Genomic DNA, 19,521 nt, shown 5'->3' on the forward strand with positions numbered 1-19,521 from the left:
GTTAAAAACAGGAGCTTCCCATGGCAATTCCCATTTATCTCTGGCTGCACAAGGACGCAAACGAGGCCATCAAGGGATCGGTCGATGTGCAGGAGCGCGAGGGCAGTATCGAGGTGCTCGCCCAAGACCACAGCCTTGCGATCCCCACGGATAACAACACCGGAAAATTGACCGGTGCGCGGATGCATGCACCGTTTGTGTTTACCAAGGAAATCGATGCTTCAACCCCTTATCTCTACAAGGCCGTGACGAGCGGGGAAACCCTGGAGAGTGCCGAATTCAAGTGGTACCGCATTAACGATGCCGGGCAGGAAGTCGTGTACTTCGTCACCCGCCTGGAAAAGGTCAAGGTGGTGAAAGTCGCGCCGAAAATGCACGACATCAAGGACCCAGGCAAGGAAAAGCACAATCACCTGGAAGAGATCGAGTTGCGCTACGAGAAGGTCACCTGGACCTACAAGGACGGCAACATCATCCATTCCGACGCCTGGAGCGAACGCCAGAGCGCCTGACACGTAAGTAGCGGTGTGTTGGGTTGAGCGTCCGTTCGCGGGCGCTCAGCCAAGCACATCTGCTCTCAATCCTCGCTTGCCCCAACACTGAAACCCGCACAAGGACGCCCCTCATGGCACAGAGCGCCACTCGTTTGCTTCGTCGTCTGAATCCCTACTGCGCCCAGGCACTGAGTGACGCGGCGTCGCTGTGTCAAAGCCGTGCCCACGGACATATCACCATCGAGCACTGGTTGCTCAAGTTGCTGGGGCAGGGCGAGGGCGACCTGACCGTCATCGCGCGCCGTTACGCGTGGGACCTGGAGGCGCTGTGGTGCGGCCTGCTCAACCACCTCGACAGCCTGCCGCGCAGCGTACAAGGCAAGCCGCAGTTGTCGGAGCCGTTGCAGGAACTGATCAGGAATGCCTGGTTGCGTGCTTCGCTGGATGACGACAACGACCGGCTGCGTTCCGCGCATCTATTGGGGGCGCTGATGGACGCGCCCGAACTGCTGGTTTGCGTAGAGGCCTGGCCATTGCTCAGCCTCAGCGAGACCCAATTGCAGCGTTTATTTGCCTTGCTGGATCAAACCTCCGAAGAGCGTCCCGAAGTGCAAGAGCACGTCGCGATGTGCGAGCCCACTGCCGTCCCCGAGAGTGCCAAACCCGATGCACGGCAGGCGCTGCTGGACAGATTCACCCAGGACCTGACCGCCCGGGCGCAGGAAGGGCAGATTGACCCGGTGTTCGGTCGCGACGATGAAATACGCCAAGTCATCGACATCCTCAGCCGTCGACGCAAGAACAACCCGATCCTGGTCGGCGAACCGGGCGTGGGTAAAACCGCGCTGGTGGAAGGCTTGGCGCTACGCATTGCCCAGGGCGACGTGCCCGACAGCCTCAAGTCGGTCAGCGTGCGGGCGCTGGACCTTGGCTTGCTGCAAGCCGGAGCCGGGGTCAAGGGTGAATTCGAACAGCGGCTGAAGAACGTCATCGAAGCCGTGCAGCAGTCCGAAACCCCGATCCTGCTTTTTATTGACGAAGCCCACACGCTGATCGGCGCCGGCAACCAGGCGGGCGGGACCGACGCGGCCAATCTGCTCAAGCCCGCACTGGCCCGTGGCGAACTGCGCACGATCGCCGCCACCACCTGGAGCGAATACAAACAATACTTCGAACGCGATGCGGCATTGGAGCGCCGTTTCCAAAAGGTCAAGGTCGACGAACCGGACGACGCCAACGCCTGCCTGATGTTGCGCGGCCTCAAGGCACGCTACGCCAGCCATCATGGCGTGCACATCCAGGATGGGGCGGTACGGGCGGCCGTCAGCCTGTCGCGGCGCTACCTCACCGGTCGCCAATTGCCGGACAAGGCGGTCGACCTGCTGGACACGGCCAGCGCACGGGTGCGCATGAGCGTGGATTGCGAGCCGCAGGCTTTGGTCCGCCTCAAGGCGCGGCAGGTTGCCCTGGAGCTGGAGCGCCAAGCGCTGGAAGAAGACCAGGGCCTTAGCGGCAACGTTGACACGGAGCGCCTGGCGCAAATCGCGGCGCAACACACTGAGTTGGAACATCAGCGAGTTGAGCGGGTGCGCGAATACATGCAGGTGCTCGATTTGTCCCAGCAACTGCTTGATGCCCGCGAGGCTGGAGTATCGCAGCAGCAAACGTGCGGGCAGTTGCAGCGACAGCTGGATGCAATCCAAGGCAATCGACCGCTGTTGTCCCTGGACGTCGACGCACGCAGCGTGGTTGAAGTGATTGCCGATTGGACCGGCGTACCCTTGGGCAGCCTGCTCAAGGATGAACAAGCCAACCTGCTGGAACTGGAACAGCAACTGGGCGAGCGCGTGATCGGCCAGGCCCCGGCACTTAATGCAATGGCCCAGCGCCTGCGTGCAGCCAAGGCCGGGCTTGCCGATGACAAGGGGCCCTTGGGTGTTTTCCTGTTGGTGGGCAGCAGCGGGGTCGGCAAGACCGAAACCGCCCTGGCCCTCGCCGACAGCCTGTTCGGTGGCGAAAAATCCCTTATCACCCTCAACCTTTCCGAGTACCAGGAAGCCCACACCGTCAGCCAACTCAAAGGCTCGCCACCGGGTTACGTCGGCTATGGGCAGGGCGGGGTGCTGACCGAAGCCGTGCGCCAGCGGCCCTATGGCGTCGTGCTGCTGGACGAGGTGGAAAAAGCCCACCGCGACGTTCTCAATCTGTTCTACCAAGTCTTCGATCGCGGCTTCATGCGTGATGGGGAAGGGCGCGAGATCGATTTTCGCAACACCGTCATCCTCATGACCTCCAACCTGGGCAGCGACCCATTGCAGGCCTGCTTGCAGGCGCAACCCGACGCGCCGGACAGCGTGCTGCATGAACTGATGCGACCGATCCTGCGTGAACATTTCCAGCCGGCCTTGCTGGCACGCTTCCAGACTCTCATCTACCGCCCCCTGCAAGAGGATGCCCTGCAACGCATCGTCGCGATCAAGCTGGGGCAGGTCGCCAAGCGTTTGCAGCGCCATTACGGTCTGGACTGCCAGATCGACGACGCTCTCAACCGGGCCCTGGTCGCCGCCTGCCTGCTGCCCGACACCGGGGCGCGCAACATCGACAGCCTGCTCAACGAACAGATCCTGCCGGTGCTGAGCCAACAGCTGCTGCAACGTCGGGCAGCGCAGTTGCGCACGCGGGGAGTGCACCTGGGTTATTGCCAGGAGGAGGGGATTACCCTGCGCTTCGTCGATGCTGCGGATGCCGCCGCCACGGAGGTCGCGCAATGAATACCGCCGTGCGCACCTTCTTCGACCACAGCCGCCACACCCTCAGCGTCTACGACCTCAAGGCCCGCCTCGACGTCCTGGCGTTCGTCGGCGAGGAGCACCTGAGCCGCCCCTACCATTACCGCATCGAGTTCACCTGCACCGAGCACGACCTGGTCCCCACCGACCTGCTCAAGCGGGACGCCCATTTCAGCCTGTACCCGATGCCGCCACCGCCGACACCGAAGGGCTTCAAGCCCCCGGTGATCAAGCCGCTGCGCACCTTCCACGGTGCGGTCACCGAGTTCAAGCGCCTGTCCGGTTCCCACGACGAAGCCCGCTACGAAATCACCCTGCAACCACGTTTCGCGCTGCTGGACCGGGGCAAACAGTTCCGCATCTACCAGTACCAGTCGGTGCCGGAGATCGTCGAACACATCCTGCGCACGCGCCACGATTTCCTCGGCCAGCACTTTTATTTCAATGTGGTGCGCAAATACCCTCGCCGCGAACAGGTCATGCAATACGACGAAAGCGACCTGGCGTTCATCGAGCGCCTGCTGGCCGAGGTCGGCATCTGGTATCGCATCGTCAGCGACGATCGCCTGGGCATCGACGTGGTGGAATTTCACGACGACCAGCGCCATTACCAACGCGGCGTCAAGTTGCCGTGTCGCCCTCCATCGGGTTTGACCAGCAACGGACAGGACGCGGTCTGGCAGCTGCAAACGGCCCACCAGGTGGTGGAAAAGAACATCAACTTTCGCGCCTATAACCACCGCGAGGCCTACGCGTTTCTGGACGGCGAAGTCGACCACACCCGAGGCGCCAAAGGCACCTACGGCGAGGCCTATCACTACGGCGAACCCTACACGGTGCTGGGCGAGCGCTACGCCCTGGACGAAGACCTGCAAAGCGAAAGCGGTTTTTTCTACGCCCGCCTGCGCCACGAACGCTACCTCAACGACCAGGTCCGCCTCAGCGGCACCACCACCAGCGCCACCCTGGCACCGGCGCAACTGCTCAAGATCACCGGCGGCGCACCCCAGGCCTTTGACCCCGGCGCGGTGATCGTCGGCCTGCGCACCGAAGCCGCCCGCGACCGCAGTTTCATCGCCACCTTCCAGGCCATTCCCTACTCGGAAACTGTGTGCTTTCGCCCAGCGCTGCTGCCCAAGCCACGCATCAGCGGCACCATTCCCGCCCGTATCAACCACCCGGAAACCAACCCGCCGTACGCCGACCTCGACTTCGAAGGCCGCTACAAGGTGCGCTTTCTGTTCGACCGCGACACCTGGGAATCCGCCCGCTCAAGCGCCTGGCTGCGCCTGGCCCGGCCCTATGGCGGCGATATCCACGGCCTGCATTTTCCGCTGCAGGCCGGCACCGAAGTGGCCGTCGCCTTCGAACAAGGCGACCCCGACCGCCCCTACATCGCCCACGCCCTGCACGACGACCGCCATCCAGACCTGGTCACTGCCCGCAACGAACGCCGCAACGTGCTGCGCACCCCGACCAACAACAAGTTGCGCATGGACGACACGCGGGGGCAGGAGCACGTCAAGCTCAGCACCGAGCACAGTGGCAAGAGCCAGTTGAACCTGGGGCATCTGGTGGATGCCGAGCGTAAGAAGCGGGGGGAAGGGTTTGAGTTGCGCACGGATGGCTGGGGGGCGATTCGTGCTGGCAAGGGGGTGTTTATCAGTGCGGATGAACAGGTCAAGGCCAAGGGCGACGTCCTGAGCATGGACCCGGCCAGCGCCCAGGTCGAAGGCGCCAAACAACAGATGGCCGACTGGCAAGACATCGCCCAGGCCCATCACAGCCGCAAGCCCGACCTGGGCGGCTTGCAGCAACTCCAGACCGACGCCAAAGACCTCAAGGCCGCCGCCATTTTGCTCAGCGCCCCCAAGGGCATCGGCGCGGTCACCCCGGCCAGCCTGCTGCTCAAAAGCGGTGACGCGTTCTACCTGCAAAGCCAGGACGAAATCAATCTCGCCGCCGCTAAACGTCTGTCGGCCCATGCCAACCAGGGGATTTCGCTGCTGGCCCAGCAGGAAGGCATGCGGCTGGTTTCGGGTAAGGGGCCGTTGGAAATCGAATCCCACGGTGATGTGTTGGATTTGAAAGCCCAGCAGGACATCAGCGTGCAGTCGGTGCAGGGGCATGTGCAGGTGACGGCCAAGAATGGGATCACCCTGGGGTGTGGGGGTGCCTATATCCGCATCACGCCTCAAGGCGAAATCCAGATCCATGGTCCTGGCCTGATCAGCATCAAAGGCAAGCACAGGCTCAACCGGCCAAGCAGCGAGACGTTCCCGCTGCCTGAGCTGCCCGGTTCAGTGTGCAAGGAGTGTTTGAAAAGGGCCCAAGCCGCCGCTCAAGGATTCATGCCCAGGGAGGTATCAGCATGACAACCATCCAACGCCATGCCTGGCTCGACTTGCTGGAGGTGTCTTGCGCCAAGGGCGGCATCAACCATCTCGACGTCATCGTGGATCAGGCCGCGAGCAACGCCCCGATATTACCCAGCGTGCTCAGCGTCGAGCCGCCGTTGCAGTGGCATTCGCTGTTCACCGGCCTGCCCGAGGAAGGCGCCGCCGAACTCGCGCCGCTGTTGCTGCGTGTCGAGCTGGCGCAGCCACTGCAACGGCAATGGCTGGGTGGCCTGATGCACGAGGCGCGCGGTCGTTCGCAACTGCTGGTGCTGGCCTCGCCCTGGCCGTTTCTGGCATTGGCCGAACACCTCGGCCGCTGCCTGGAAGCGACCAACGGTGGCTACACGGGGCTGCTGCGCTATTACGACCCGCGGCTGTTTGCGCTGCTGTTCAGCCATGTGCTGGAACCCGAACAGCAGCAGCTGTTGCTGCGTCCGGCGGTGTTCTGGAGTTGGCTGGATCGTGACGGCGTGCCTGGGCATTTGCCTGGCGTTCCGGGCGAGCCCTTGGACCCCGAGGACTTTTGCCTCTTGGACCTTAGCGACGACCAGTTGGAGGTTCTTGGCTGTGCCAGTGACGCGACCTTGGCAACGAGCAAGCTGCTTGCCGCACGTGCGCCGCATTGGGGTGCGGAAGAATATTTTCAACAGTGTTACGCCGCGATGCTCGCGGCCACCGAAGCGGGATTGCTTCTGGGGCCCGAGCGTGAGGCTTTTGTTCTTGAACGATTGCTGGCGCCTGAATGATGGGTCTTCAACGAAAGGGAAATGGCCTTATGCACACATTTTCGAGAGCCAGGCGGCCTGTTGCGATTGCCGCTGGCATGGCTGCAACTTTATTCGCTTCAGGTGCGCTGGCGAGCACCTTGGAAGCGATCAATCACACTCATTGGGCGATCAATCGTTTCAGTGTGGATGGTCGTTCGGGGGTCGACAGTATTGGGCCTTATCAGGGCGGAGGCGGAGGGTGTTGTTATGTCGCCCCTGCGCGTTGGCAGCCGGGTATGACAGTGCGGGTTGATTGGGAAACGGGAGTTGGTAGTTCAGCGGGGTATCCAGGTAGTGGCGATGAGGCCAAGTACGATGCCTGGTTTGACAATATCGATGCGCAAAAACGCCAGCACTCTAAACAAGTGGCTGTCCCGGACTACACCGGCAAAAAAGTCTGCGGCTTGACCGTGCATTTCCTCCCTTGCGACGACATCCGAGTCACCACGTCCTGCTACGCCTATGGCAGTCCGGAATACCCAATCAAGACCCCGCTTACTTTGCCGGAGCCTACGTCATGTCCGAAGTGAAACTATCCCATATTTACTACCCACCACCATTTCCGGTTAGAGACCGTTTGCCCAGCCGCGCCCAACAGGTTTATCAAAATATCAATCGCCAATGCGCCTTGGAGCAGGATTATCACGACGCCCTGTGCGTCGCCGCCGGGCGCAGGGTGATGCCGCCATGCTGCAAGACCGTGCACATCAGCCTGTTTTTCGACGGCACCGGCAATAACCTGAACAACGATTTGTACGAATCCGCGACGCCCCACCCGACCAACATTGCCCGGCTGTTTCGCGCCAGTATCGGCGCCGGCCATGCCGGCGGCACCGCCCACAGCGACCAGGCCGAACGCCTGGTCGACGCGGCGGGCACCGGCAACGGCCAGTATTTCAAGTACTACATGCCCGGCGTGGGCACCCCATCCCCAGAAGTCGGCGACCTCGATTACGGCGAAATGGGCTTGGCCACCGCCTGGTACGGCGAAGAGCGGATCAACTGGGGATTGATGATGCTCATCGATGCCCTGCGCCGCACGTTGGGCCAACCTCGCCTGGATAACACCGCGCTGCGAGCGTCGGTTAAAGCTATGGGCACGGCCCTGGGCCTGGGTTGGGGAACCGGTCACGCCAATCGCAGCCGCGAATTTCGCAAACAGCTGGAGGCATTGGCCAAACCCCTGCACCTGGCCCTGACCCAACCGCAGCCAGGCCAAGTCAAGCTGCTGGGGCTCAAGTTGTACGTTTATGGGTTTTCCCGTGGCGCGACGGCGGCGCGGGGTTTTGTCAGTTGGCTGGACCGATTGTTGTCCGACTCGGCGCTGACGCTGCCGATGTTGGATTTAAGGCTGCCCCTGAGCGTGGAATACCTGGGGTTGTTGGACACCGTGGCCTCGGTGGGCATCGCCGATATCATGCCCGGCGCACAGGGGCACATGAGCTGGGCCGATGGCAATCAACAACTGCCGGACAGCGGGCTGGTCAAGCGTTGCCTGCATCTGGTGGCGAGTCATGAGCAGCGGCTGTGTTTTCCGTTGGAATCCATTCGGCGTGAAAACGGTGAGTATCCGGCCAATAGCCAGGAGGTGCTGTATCCGGGTGTGCATTCGGATCAGGGTGGGGGGTATCCGCCGGGGGATCAGGGGAAGGCGATTGGTAGGGATGACCGTTTGCTACTGTCGCAGATTGCTCTAAACGATCTGTATGCCGATGCTTTTAATCACGGAGCTCCCTTGAAGGTTCCGGAGGATGCTCTACCGGTAGAGTTGCGTCATGAGCTCTGGCGTGCAATGTCCCCCGAAGTTGTTCGGGCGTTTGCAACGACGTCGACTCTCGCTGATCGCTTCAACGCTTGGCGCCAAGTCACCTTGGACCTGCCCGCTACAATCCAACCACTGCCCATCGAACAAATCGAAAACTATCAGCCTCTGCCAACCAACGTGAGCCTGGAAGAAGCCCTGTGCACGCAGTTGGACTGGATCACCGCCTGGCGCATCGACCGCTACGCCTTCGCCAGCCTCAAGCAGACACCCTTCTACCAACAAGCGAGCGATAAAGAAGCCGACCAAGCTGTTCGCCGTAAGGCGGAAGAAGATCGTGACAAACGACAACTGGCGATCGAACGAGAGCGCCTCCAGCAAAACGCCGCCGAACGCGTCCACCGTCTCCCAAAAAAACCGCTGAAACCCGGCGTCAAGGACTTCGACGCCGACATGGCGAAAACCCAGTTGCGCGAAGCGGCCGAAGAATTTGCGCAAGACTACCCGGGCGACGGTCGCCGGGCGCCGTTGGCCGTGCAGGTGCTGAGCCTGGCGCTGGTTGCCGACCAGGTGCTGTTCTGGGCCACCGCCCAGATCCGCGCCGAGCGTGAACGGATGAAAACCGCCGGCAAAAAGCTGGTCAGCCGGCTGTTCCCACCGCCCCAATCCCAGGTGAACCACCAGAACGAAACCTTTCGCGGCAACGTCGACGAAAGCCGCAACGCCAAGCAACCCGAAGGCTTATTGCGTGCGCTGTTCGACGACCACGTGCACGACTCACGTGCCTGGTTTCTCTATTCGTTCGGACGTGAACCCGGGGGCAGTTTCCTGCGCGACCGCATGGTGTTCTTTGGCGAAGCCAACAGCCGGGAAGTTGCGCTGTACAGCGAAAACCGCAAGGGCGAGTTGGCGCGGGTCACACCCCCCGCCAGCGACCCGGTGCCGTTGGTCATGGATGCCGAGCGCCTGGCACAAGCACAAAAGGACATCAACGAACTGTGGAAGGATTTTTATGCGCAGGCCAAGGAGACGAACGATGCGCCAAGCTGAACCTTTGCTTCGTCACGCTACACAAGGCGATTCTTCAGTGCCCCATTTCACTCCGAGGCATGCGCTGCTCGGCGCTTGTTGTGGCTTGCTCGTGGTGCTCGCATCCGGCGCCCAGGCCAGCACGCTCGAAGCCATCAATCACACCCATTGGGCGATCAATCGCTTCAGCGTTGATGGGCGCTCGGGAATCGACATCATCGGGCCCTATCAAGGGGGGGGGGGGCGGTTGCTGCTATAACGCGCCATCACGCTGGCAACCAGATATGACTGTGCGGATCGACTGGGAGACCGGTGTGGCTTATTCCTACGACAATCCTGGTCTTGCCGATGAAGCCAAATACGATGCCTGGCTCGACAAGATCGACGCGCAAAAGAAGCGGCACAGCAAACAAGTCCCCATCCCCGACTACACCCACCAAAAAGTCTGCGGCTTGACCGTGCACTTCCTGCCCTGCGACGACATCCAGGTCACCACGTCCTGCCACACCTACGGCAGCCCCGAATACCCGATCAAGATCCCGCTCAACCTGCCGGTGCCTACGTCGTGCCCGCAGTCCTGACCATTACAAGGAGTTGAAAACCATGAAAGCCATTATTCGCCAAGGCGACACCCTCAAGGAATATGGAGGCGAGGTTCTGGAAGGCCACTACCTGTGCGATGACCTGGCCATCGCCTGCCAGGGCGACGCCGTGCGTTGCAATCTGCATGGCCGGACCGAGATTGCCGAGGGCAGTGACCTGATGGAGATCGACGGGTTCCCGGTGGCACTGGATGGCCATCGCTGCGGTTGCGATTGCACCTTGGTCAGTTCCATGCCCGATACGCAGGTGGCCTCATGAACCCGGTGCCGGAGTTCAGGCTTTGCTCTGTCGCACAGCCCCCCATTTATTCGCGCTGGCTGGTTAGTGGGGGAGTGCTGCTGGCCTCTCTGATTAGTACCAACGCGTTTTTAATGCACAACTCCTGGGGTTGGCCGTCACTTTTCGTATTTGTCGGATCGTCGCTAGGGCTACTCGTTTGGTTTTTCGCACTGCTGTTGCGCGTGTTGTACTTCCGGCTCGGCCAGAGCAACGAGCACTACTATGCCAAGAGGGCGCATCAGATGCAGCATGCCTGGTGGGCACATCATCGAGAAAAAGCCGCGTTGGTCGAGACCGTCCTGCTCGGGCCCGCCTGCCAGACTCAGGAACACAGGCAGAATCTGTTCAACCCGGACCAACCGCCGCCCACACCGCAGGAAACGCCCGAAGGCAGGGTGCTTCGTCTACTCCAGGTACACGGTGATGAACTAGCCGAGCGCGAGCGGCAACTGGCCGTTTTACTTGCCCTGCAATGGCATGAGCAGCAAACCGAGCCCATCGTGTTGAAGCCAGTTCATTGCTATTGGCAGGGTTCACTTGAGTCCTGGACAGCCTTCGTCGAACAGATGGCTCAATCCTGCCCGAAGGTTGAGCTGCCGGAGCGACCTCAGTCCTGGCAGGGCATGCGCAGCCTGGACTCCATCATCGACCAGTTGCAGGGCGCCCCTTCGGATGCACGCATCCTCTGTGGCGGTTGCCAATCCTCGCCAGCACAAAAGGACAGCCGTCTGCCGGCGGGCGAGGCGGCGCTGCTCTGGCTGTTGGGCCCTGAGCAAGGCACGAGTGTCTTGCGGGGGGAATGGTTCAGCGATCAAGAATCGCTGATGAAGGTGGCCGAACGAGCGCTGCAACAAAGCGAACTGCACAAGCCTGCCCGAGTGTGCGTGTCGTTCTCCCAACCCGATGTAGCCGATCTGCCCGCCATTGGCTGGAACACTCGGCAAAACGTGCAAGACCTCAATTTCGGCGCGCTGGCAAATCTGCAGGCCATGGTCGCGCAGACCCTCGCCGCCTGGTACGCCGAACAACACGGTGAGCCCTGTGCCTGGTTGGCTTGCGATCCTCATTACACCTTGGCCCTTGGAATTGTGAAACCCCATGACTCAAGCAGATGAACCTCTGAAAATTTCTTCATGGTTTACGGCACTCCTGTTGGCGTTGATCGTGGCAGTGTTTGTTGCCTTGGCAGGCGTGGGCTGGTGGCTATGGGCTGGGCAACCCCTCGACCGCGTTGTGCTGTCGGACCTGCTGCTCAAGGCAGTGTTCTGCTGGGCGCTGTTGTTCGCTATGGCGATATTGATGTGGCAAGCCATGCAGAACGGGATCAGGGTTTTGGTGGGCGGCACCCAGGTGACCCCATCACGACCTGAAGCCAGGACACCTGAATCGATAATTGGCGCGGAGCTGCGCGAACACCTACGCTTCCAATACGGCCCCCTCTGGCGCCACAAAGTCCGTCTCCTGCTCATCGTCGGCGAACCCGCCCAAATCGCCGCCATCGCCCCGGAACTGGAAAAAAAGAAATGGCTCGAAGGCGAACGCACCGTGCTCCTGTGGGGCGGCGGCCTTCAAGAACCCCTCAACACCCCACTGCTGAACCAATGGCTCACCCTGCGCCGTAGGCGGGCCTTCGATGGGGTGGTCTGGGCGCTGGATAAACCGCAAAGCACCGACGACGCGGCGATGGCCAAGGCCCTGCGGCACTTGCACGACCTGGCGCGGCGGATGCGGCGGCAGTTACCCTTGCATGTGTGGCAGGTTTGCGAGAGCGCCTGGCCGCAGGACAAGCGCGAGACCCAGCCGGTGGGGTGTTTGTTGCCGGCGCGGGTCACGGCGCCGATGTTGGAGACGAGCCTGCGCAACCTGCTGGGCCCCTTGCGTCATGAGGGGCTGGAGCAGATGCAGGTCAACAAGCAGATGCACCACGATTTCCTGCTGCGCCTGTCCCGGGATCTGAAGGTCGATGGCATTGCCCATTGGCGTCAGGCGTTGGCACCGTTGTGGGGTGGGATGAACCCGGGCGTGCTGCTGCGCGGGCTGTGGTTCAGCCTGCCGCTGCCCGTGGCGCACAGCAGTGAAAACCTGCACTTCTGGTGGCCGGATCCGGCCTGGCATGGCGTGCAGCGCGACAAGGCGGTCGGCGCTCGCCTGGGCTGGGGCGTACCGCGAGTCGCTTATGCGCTGTTCATGGGCCTGGCATTGGTGGGCATCGCGGGGACGGTGCTGTCCTTCGTGAGTAATCGGGCGCAGATCGTCCAGGTGCAGTCCGTGTTGGCGACGTTGCAGCAATCGTCTCAGGGCGATGAACACCTGTTGGCACTCAATGAACTGGTGCACCAGTTGGCGCGCCTGGATCACCGCGTCGTGCACGGTGCGCCGTGGTACCAGCGCTTTGGTTTGAACCGCAATGAAACATTGCTCGAAGCGCTGTGGCCCCGTTACGTCGAAGCCAATAACCGCCTGGTCCGCGACCCGGCGGCGGCCCGTTTGCGCGAGCAATTGAGCGCGTTGGTCCAGCTCGCGCCAGGCAGCCCCGAACGCATCGAGCGCACCCGTGACGCCTACGATCAGCTCAAGGCGTACCTGATGATGGCGCGCCCGGAAAAAGCCGAGGTGGACCTGTTGGTCAAGACCCTGGGCCACGTCGATCCCACGCGTGACGGCATCTCTCCTGGTTTTTGGCAAACTTTCGCACCGAACCTGTGGCAGTTCTATGCCGAGCAATTGCCCGCGCACCCGGACTGGCGCATCGAGGCCGACCCACGTTTGGTGGCACAGGTGCGCCAGGTGTTGCTCGACCAGATGGGCCAACGCAACGCCGAGGCCGGCCTGTACAAACGCGTGCTCGACGAGGCCGCCCAGCATTATCCGGCCCTGGGCCTGCAACAGATGGTCGGCGACACCGAGGCCGCCGCGCTGTTTTCCAGCAAGGCCCGTGTGCCAGGTGTATTCACTCGCCAGGCCTGGGAGGGTCAGGTGCGCCGGGCCATCGATGAAATCGCCCAGGCGCGCCGTGAAGAAATCGACTGGGTGCTCAGCGACAAACCCGGCGATATTGATGACCGCTTGACCCCCGACGTGCTCAAGGCGCGCCTGACCGAGCGCTATTTTCAGGATTACGCCAGCGCCTGGCTGGGGTTTCTCAATAGCCTGCGTGCCAATCAAGCAAAAAGCCTGGATGGGGTGATCGACCAACTGACGCTGATGAGTGACGTGCGCCAATCGCCGCTGATCGCGCTGATCAACACCCTGGCCTACCAAGGGCAGGCCGGCACTCGCGGTCAGGCCTTGGGCGACTCGCTGATGAAGTCCGCGCAAAAGCTGATCGGACCGGACAAGGCGCCGGTGATCGATCAACTCGTGGATTTGCCGGGCGGCCCGCTGGATGCCACCTTCGGGCCGCTGCTGACACTGGTCAAGGGCGGCAATGACACTTTGAGCCTCCAGGCCTACCTCACCCAAGTAACCCGCGTGCGCCTGAAACTGCAACAAGTCAGCAGCGCCAGCGACCCGCTGGAAATGACCCAGGCCTTGGCCCAGACGGTGTTCCAGGGCCGGGGCATCGACCTGACCGACACCCAATCCTATGGCCGGCTGATGGCCGCCAGCCTCGGCGCGCAATGGGCCGGCATCGGCGAGACGCTGTTCGTGCAGCCGCTGGAACAGGCCTGGCAGCGCGTGCTGCAACCCTCGGCGGCAGGGCTCAACAGTCAGTGGCAGCGCTCGATCGTCGCGCATTGGAACACCGCCTTCACCGGCCGTTATCCGTTCGCCGCGACCGCCAGCGATGCCTCGTTGCCGATGCTGGGGCAGATGATCCGCGCCGACACGGGGCGCATCGAACGCTTCCTGCACAGCCAGTTGAGCGGCGTGCTGCGCAAGGAGGGCAACCGCTGGGTGGCCGATCCGCGCCATGGTCGAGGCTTGCGGGTCAATCCCAAGTTCCTCGCGGCAATCAACCAACTGAGCGACTTGGCCGACGTGCTCTTCACCGACGGCAACCTGGGATTGAGTTTTGAGCTGAGCGGCAAAGGCGTGCGCGATGTGGTGCAGACCACCTTCATCCTCAACGGTGAAAAACACGAGTACTTCAACCAGAAGGAACGCTGGCAGCGCTTCGGCTGGCCGGGACGCAGCGACTACCCCGGCGTGAGCCTGACCTGGACCAGCGTCCACACCGGCGAGCGGTTGTTTGCGGATTACGCCGGCACGTGGGGACTGATCCGCTTGCTTGAGCAGGCCACATTTACCGCATTGGATGACGGCGACAGCCGCTACCGAATGGTGCTCAAGGCCCCCGATGGGCTGGGCTTGACCTGGCACTTGCGCACCGAGCTGGACGCCGGGCCGATGGCGTTGCTCAGGCTGCGAGGGTTTACGTTGCCGGGGCAGGTGTTTCTCACCGAGGGCGGGGCAGCGGCGGGCTATGCGCGCAACGAGCGATTCGAATGAGCCTGCAGAGCTTGATCGCCCGCTGCCTGGGCAAGCGCGACCCACTGTCGATTGCCCGCGAGCAAATGTCCCGTTGGCAACCCTGGCTACAGCCCATCAGCGATGCGTCTCCCGTGGGCGACGACCCTGGTTACGACGATGACTTCCAGCACATGCGCGAAGAAGTCGACAAGTTGTCCGGTGCCGATGCCGAACGAGTGATCCAGCTGGCTGAAAAGCTACTGACCAAGTCCTGTAAGGATCTGCGCGTGGCCACTTATTACTTGTGGGCGCGTTTGCACAGGGACGGTGAGGCGGGGCTGGCCGATGGCCTGAGCCTGCTGGCGGCCCTGGTGGAGCGGTTCGCCGAGACGGTGCTGCCCGTACGGCCCAACAGTCGAAAGATGGCGTTGCAGTGGCTGGCCGGTAGCAAGGTGCTGGATACCTTATCGCTGTATCCGGAGGTGGTGAAGGCCGAAGCCGAGCGCACCGTCGCGGCGTTGGTCTGGCTGGAGCAGGGTCTCGGTTCATGGTCGCAAGATCAACGTCCGTGCCTGGGCCCTTTGTACGCCGCGCTCTCGGCCCGGCTGGCGCAGTCTGGAGGCATGGAGGCATTGGTCCCGCAAAACACGGCCAGCCAGGAATCGAATGGGGCGTCGCCCGCTACGACAATCAGATCAGGTCGGGACCTGCTGGACAACGGCCGGGCCTTGGCCGGTTATCTGCGCGATCAGCCCCAAGGATGGTTGGCAGCCCATCGACTGATGAAGAGCCTGCGCTGGGACACGATACATCAAGCGCCACCCCAGGCTGCCGATGGCAACACCCGTTTGGCGCCGCCGCGCGCAGACCATCGGGCGCAACTCAAGCGTTTGTATCTGCAACAAGGCTGGAGTGAGTTGCTCGATCAGGTGGAACGGATCTATGCCGAAGGCGTGAACCATTTCTGGCTGGACTTGCAGTGGTACGTGTACCAGGCGCTGAGCAAACAACCCGCGCCCCAGGATCGCTGGGCCGATATTACCCAGCGTGACCTGGGCATGCTCCTCGATCGGTTGCCGGGGCTGGAGCTGTTGTGCTGGAGCGACGGGACGCCCTTCGCCGATGAAACCACCCGTGAATGGATCGTCCAGCACGTCATCGGCAATCGTCCCCAACAATGGTTGCCTGCTCCATCGCCCGCACCGAGCATCGGCGATGCCGACATTTTATCGCTGCAAAGCGAAGCGTTGGCCCAGGCTGACAGGGAAGGGGTCGAGCAGGCATTGGCCTGGCTGGCGGCGCGCCCGGACATTCATAGCGCACGCCAACGCTGGTTGTTGCGCTTGTTGATGGCTCGGGTGGCCGAGCAGTTTGGCAAAACTGACTTGGCGATTCATTTGCTGGGGGAGTTGGATACCGCCGCACAGCACCACGACCTGCGCGTGTGGGAGCCCGAGTTGTATTTCGAGGTCAAGGCTCGCCTGCTCAAGTTGCTGCGCTTGAAAGCCCAGCGCAACGACGCTGATAAACCGGCATTGGCCCGACGCATGGAAGCCTTGTTGGCGGCCCTGGTGGCCATCGATCCGGTACGTGCCGCAGTGCTTTGCGGTTGACACCTATTGATCAGGATTCTTTATGGACATGGACAATCTGACACTGCGCTATTTCGACGCCGAAATGCGCTACCTGCGCGAAGCCGGCAAGGAGTTCGCCGAAGCGTTCCCGGACCGGGCGGCGCACCTCAACCTGGACAAACCGGGGGCGCAAGATCCTTATGTCGAGCGCTTGTTCGAGGGTTTTGCCTTTCTGATGGGGCGTCTGCGCGAAAAGCTCGACGATGATCTGCCCGAGCTGACCGAAGGCCTGGTCAGTCTGCTGTGGCCGCATTATTTGCGGACCATTCCGTCGCTATCGATCGTCGAGCTGGCGCCCGATCTCACGCAGATCAAGCGCAGTGAACGGATCGCCCAGGGCTTCGAGATCCTGTCGCAACCCATCGGGTCGCAGCGCACTTGCTGCCGCTACACCACCACGCAAGACCTGACGCTGCAGCCGCTGGCGCTGACCGCTGTAGAGCGTGCCCATGAACTCAATGGCCGCTCGCTGCTGCGCCTGCGGTTTGCCCGTAGCGCGTCCGTTGATTGGGCGCATATCGACCTGGGCCGCTTGCCGCTGTACCTGAACGCCGATGCACCGCTGGCCAGCGCCTTGCACCAAGCCCTGACCTTGAACCAGCAGGCGATGTATGTACGCTGGCCCGGCCAGTCGGCGCGAAAGCCTGTAGACGGGTATTTTGCGGCCAAGGGGTTTGCCGACGAAGATCGACTGTGGCCCAAGGGTGACAGCGCTTTCAGCGGCTATCAGCTGCTGCTGGAGTACTTCACGTTCCGTGAAAAATTCATGTTCGTCACCCTCTGCGGGTTGGATCAACTGGAGATCGAGCCCGGAGCCCCTTGGTTCGAGCTTGAAGTGGTGCTGCGTGAACCCTGGCCTCATACATTCGACCTGAGCACTGAACATATCCGCCTGCACGCGGTGCCGGTGATCAATCTGTTTGTGCTGGAATCCGATCCTATGGCGCTGGATCCTCTGCAAACCGATTACCTGCTGCGGCCCATGCGCTTGCAGGATGGTCATTTGGAAATCTATTCGGTGGACCAGGTCACCGCATCGAAGGGTGTCGAGCGCCTGGACTACGTGCCCTTCACCAGCTTTCGCCACAAGGGCGGGATGTTGCGTGATGAGGCACCGGAACGTTATTTCCATACTCGCTTGAAGCGGGCCGCCAATGGCTTGCATGACATGTGGCTGATCCTGGGCGGCGAAGGCTTCGATGAGGATCGACTGGGCACCGGTCAGTGCTTGTCGTTACGTTTGACCGGCACCCACGGTCAATTGCCTCGCAAAGCGTTGCAGAGCACGTTGCTCGACACGGTGGTGCAGTCCACCCAGTTCGGTCTACGGGTACGCAATCTCTGTGCACCGACGCTGCCGTGCTACCCGCCGAACCGCGACCGTTTTCACTGGCGCATCCTCAGCCACCTGGGCTCCAACTTCTTGCCAATGCTCGACAATGCCGAAGTGCTACGCGGAACGCTGGCGTTGTATGACTGGACGGGCAGCGAGCTGAATCGGCGTCGCCTGGCGGCGATCATCGAAGTGAGTCATCACCTGATCCAACGCTTCGAAAAAGGCTTTCTGCTGCGCGGCGTGGATATCGAAATCACCCTGGATGCCAATGGCTTTTCGGGGGAGGGCGATATCAACCTGTTCGGCGAAATGCTCAACCGCTTCTTTGCGCTCTACGCCGATATCCATTTGTTCACCCAGCTCACGCTGATTCTTCAACCTACTGGAGCGCGCCTGCGATGGAGCGAGAACCACAGTCAGCGGATTCCCGGTTGAACACCGATGGTTTGCTGAACAGATTGCAGGAGCGGGCAGCCGAGGCCAGCCTGTACCGGTTTTGCCAATTGCTGGAACAAGCATCGCCCGCGGACCCTCTCCTGGGCAGCACCGCTCGCCCGGCGGACGACCCGGTGCGCTTTCGGCCCGATCCGGGCATGGGCTTTCCCGCCGGCGAGCTGAAAGCGATCGAGTTCGATAGAGAGAATCCGCAACGCCCGGCGACGGTACGCACCCGCCTGCTGGGCTTGTACGGTGTCGACTCGCCGATGCCGACGGCATTTGTCGATGACATCGCTCAACATCGGGAAGGGCATGAGGCACTGGAGGCCTTCCTCGATATTTTCAATCACCGGATCTTTACCCAGTTCTACCGGATCTGGCGCAAGTATTCCTATCCGGCCACTTTCCAGGCAGGCGGCACGGACGAAACATCGCGATGCCTGTTGGGCTTGATCGGACTGGGTATTCCCGGAACCGCCCGACGTGTCGCGACCCCGATTTCGCGTTTCCTTGCGTTGCTCAGTGTCATGCGCTTACCGACTCGTAATGCCGAGGGCATCGAGGCGTTGGTCAAGCTGTTGGCCGCCAATACCCGGGTGCGGATTACCTCGCACTGTCCACAGGAAATTTCCTTGTCCCACCCGGCCAGCCTTTGCCCGACCCGCCCGGTGAACCTGTCCCAGGGCACGCCGCTGGGCAATGTCGGACGGGACGTCAACAGCCAGTTGCAACTGGTGCTATCCACCGATGACGAGCGAGAGGCCAACGGCTGGTTGCCCGGAGGCACGCTGCACAGCGACCTGCTGGTACTGCTGCGGGTGTACCTGGGTTGGCGTTGCAATGCAGTGCTGAAATTGACGCTCGCGGTGAACAGCTTGCCTGCCCCGGTATTGGGCAATGTCCCGATACGACTGGGCATGACCGGTGTTCTGGGCTTGGGTACTGACGCCTGGCAAGCGACGGAACACGACACTCTCACAATCAACCTGGGCCGCTACCAAGGCCTTTCGACCCATCCACGGATCAGGAAAACACAGCATGTCACGTACCGTTTTTAACGTGTTGATACTCACACTGTCCGCCGTATCGCTTGGCGGCTGTGGCTTGGCCCAGACCGTCAAGCAAGGTACCGCATCCACGGCCGGGACGATTTTCAATAAGCAGGTGAAAACCTTGCACCTGGATTTCAATGCTCGCGCGACGTTGAACACCGACACTGCGGACATGAATGCATTGTCGCTGCCGACCCTGGTGCGGGTGTATCAGCTGCGCGACAGCAAAGCGCTGGACCGAGCGACATACGAGGGGCTGGTGAGCGGTGACGAGGGCGTGCTCGAAGGGGCATTGCTGGACAAGCGCGCCGTGGTAGTGAAACCCGGAACAGGGGCGCAGTTGAGTGTGCCGATGGACCCGCAGGCACGGGTGGTCGCGCTGGTGGGTTTGTTTCGCAGCCCTGATGCTCAACTGGACACTTGGCGCCTGATGCTGACACGCGATGAATTGGACCCGGATCGGGCCCGGCTCATCGAGATGGGTGACAACCAATTGTCCTTGCGTCCCTTGGTGAAGGAGTGAGCC

General features: G+C 61.8%; 13 protein-coding genes and 1 pseudogene. All 14 read left to right on the forward strand.

Annotated elements, in window-relative coordinates; genetic code table 11:
- The first annotated feature begins 20 nt into the window (after window positions 1–20).
- The 14 genes and pseudogenes from M1D99_RS15690 to tssJ all read left to right on the forward strand — a co-directional run bounded on the left by M1D99_RS15690 (window position 21) and on the right by tssJ (window position 19,518).
- The gene (locus M1D99_RS15690) at window positions 21–512 is read left to right on the forward strand and encodes an Hcp family type VI secretion system effector (RefSeq protein WP_434570068.1); all 492 of its coding nucleotides are present in this window, start codon (window positions 21–23) and stop codon (window positions 510–512) included.
- Between the two features lie 113 nt (window positions 513–625).
- Complete coding sequence (tssH, locus tag M1D99_RS15695; protein WP_434570070.1) at window positions 626–3,265, forward strand: type VI secretion system ATPase TssH; 2,640 nt, start codon at window positions 626–628, stop codon at window positions 3,263–3,265.
- Window positions 3,262–5,658 carry a type VI secretion system Vgr family protein gene (locus tag M1D99_RS15700; RefSeq protein ID WP_434570072.1) on the forward strand — a complete coding sequence of 799 codons (2,397 nt, stop codon included), beginning with the start codon at window positions 3,262–3,264 and terminating at the stop codon, window positions 5,656–5,658. Before tssH ends, M1D99_RS15700 begins: the two co-directional genes overlap by 4 nt.
- Window positions 5,655–6,428, forward strand: coding sequence for a DUF4123 domain-containing protein (locus M1D99_RS15705; protein ID WP_434570074.1), 774 nt, complete (start codon window positions 5,655–5,657; stop codon window positions 6,426–6,428). Before M1D99_RS15700 ends, M1D99_RS15705 begins: the two co-directional genes overlap by 4 nt.
- 77 nt (window positions 6,429–6,505) lie before the next feature.
- Window positions 6,506–6,979, forward strand: coding sequence for a DUF3304 domain-containing protein (locus tag M1D99_RS15710; protein WP_434576481.1), 474 nt, complete (start codon window positions 6,506–6,508; stop codon window positions 6,977–6,979).
- On the forward strand, window positions 6,967–9,261 hold the full coding sequence (locus M1D99_RS15715) for a T6SS phospholipase effector Tle1-like catalytic domain-containing protein (RefSeq protein WP_458130411.1): 2,295 nt from the start codon (window positions 6,967–6,969) through the stop codon (window positions 9,259–9,261). Before M1D99_RS15710 ends, M1D99_RS15715 begins: the two co-directional genes overlap by 13 nt.
- Window positions 9,248–9,821, forward strand: a pseudogene (locus tag M1D99_RS15720) (DUF3304 domain-containing protein). The gene M1D99_RS15715 and the pseudogene M1D99_RS15720 overlap by 14 nt, the downstream one beginning before the upstream one ends.
- A gap of 22 nt (window positions 9,822–9,843) precedes the next feature.
- The gene (locus tag M1D99_RS15725) at window positions 9,844–10,101 is read left to right on the forward strand and encodes a PAAR domain-containing protein (RefSeq protein ID WP_434570080.1); all 258 of its coding nucleotides are present in this window, start codon (window positions 9,844–9,846) and stop codon (window positions 10,099–10,101) included.
- Complete coding sequence (locus tag M1D99_RS15730) at window positions 10,098–11,237, forward strand: hypothetical protein (RefSeq protein WP_434570082.1); 1,140 nt, start codon at window positions 10,098–10,100, stop codon at window positions 11,235–11,237. The genes M1D99_RS15725 and M1D99_RS15730 overlap by 4 nt, the downstream gene beginning before the upstream one ends.
- Window positions 11,221–14,574 carry an ImcF-related family protein gene (locus M1D99_RS15735; protein WP_434570084.1) on the forward strand — a complete coding sequence of 1,118 codons (3,354 nt, stop codon included), beginning with the start codon at window positions 11,221–11,223 and terminating at the stop codon, window positions 14,572–14,574. Before M1D99_RS15730 ends, M1D99_RS15735 begins: the two co-directional genes overlap by 17 nt.
- Entirely contained in the window at window positions 14,571–16,148 is a 1,578-nt protein-coding gene (gene tssA / locus M1D99_RS15740) for a type VI secretion system protein TssA (RefSeq protein WP_434570086.1), read from the forward strand. Before M1D99_RS15735 ends, tssA begins: the two co-directional genes overlap by 4 nt.
- A gap of 22 nt (window positions 16,149–16,170) precedes the next feature.
- Window positions 16,171–17,940 carry a type VI secretion system baseplate subunit TssF gene (tssF, locus tag M1D99_RS15745; RefSeq protein ID WP_458130412.1) on the forward strand — a complete coding sequence of 590 codons (1,770 nt, stop codon included), beginning with the start codon at window positions 16,171–16,173 and terminating at the stop codon, window positions 17,938–17,940.
- Entirely contained in the window at window positions 17,904–19,001 is a 1,098-nt protein-coding gene (gene tssG / locus M1D99_RS15750) for a type VI secretion system baseplate subunit TssG (protein ID WP_434570089.1), read from the forward strand. Before tssF ends, tssG begins: the two co-directional genes overlap by 37 nt.
- A complete protein-coding gene (tssJ, locus tag M1D99_RS15755) occupies window positions 18,982–19,518 on the forward strand; it encodes a type VI secretion system lipoprotein TssJ (RefSeq protein ID WP_434570091.1) in 537 nt (178 codons plus the stop codon). Before tssG ends, tssJ begins: the two co-directional genes overlap by 20 nt.
- The last annotated feature ends 3 nt before the right edge of the window (window positions 19,519–19,521 follow it).

It is taken from the genome of Pseudomonas sp. R3-41, from assembly GCF_054161485.1.

Excerpts from the sequence above, each read along its gene's own strand:
- M1D99_RS15690 (WP_434570068.1), top strand. The coding sequence starts at position 21 with ATGGCAATTCCCATTTATCTCTGGCTGCACAAGGACGCAAACGAGGCC.
- tssH (WP_434570070.1), top strand. The coding sequence starts at position 626 with ATGGCACAGAGCGCCACTCGTTTGCTTCGTCGTCTGAATCCCTACTGC.
- M1D99_RS15700 (WP_434570072.1), top strand. The coding sequence starts at position 3,262 with ATGAATACCGCCGTGCGCACCTTCTTCGACCACAGCCGCCACACCCTC.
- M1D99_RS15705 (WP_434570074.1), top strand. The coding sequence starts at position 5,655 with ATGACAACCATCCAACGCCATGCCTGGCTCGACTTGCTGGAGGTGTCT.
- M1D99_RS15710 (WP_434576481.1), top strand. The coding sequence starts at position 6,506 with ATGGCTGCAACTTTATTCGCTTCAGGTGCGCTGGCGAGCACCTTGGAA.
- M1D99_RS15715 (WP_458130411.1), top strand. The coding sequence starts at position 6,967 with ATGTCCGAAGTGAAACTATCCCATATTTACTACCCACCACCATTTCCG.
- M1D99_RS15725 (WP_434570080.1), top strand. The coding sequence starts at position 9,844 with ATGAAAGCCATTATTCGCCAAGGCGACACCCTCAAGGAATATGGAGGC.
- M1D99_RS15730 (WP_434570082.1), top strand. The coding sequence starts at position 10,098 with ATGAACCCGGTGCCGGAGTTCAGGCTTTGCTCTGTCGCACAGCCCCCC.
- M1D99_RS15735 (WP_434570084.1), top strand. The coding sequence starts at position 11,221 with ATGACTCAAGCAGATGAACCTCTGAAAATTTCTTCATGGTTTACGGCA.
- tssA (WP_434570086.1), top strand. The coding sequence starts at position 14,571 with ATGAGCCTGCAGAGCTTGATCGCCCGCTGCCTGGGCAAGCGCGACCCA.
- tssF (WP_458130412.1), top strand. The coding sequence starts at position 16,171 with ATGGACATGGACAATCTGACACTGCGCTATTTCGACGCCGAAATGCGC.
- tssG (WP_434570089.1), top strand. The coding sequence starts at position 17,904 with ATGGAGCGAGAACCACAGTCAGCGGATTCCCGGTTGAACACCGATGGT.
- tssJ (WP_434570091.1), top strand. The coding sequence starts at position 18,982 with ATGTCACGTACCGTTTTTAACGTGTTGATACTCACACTGTCCGCCGTA.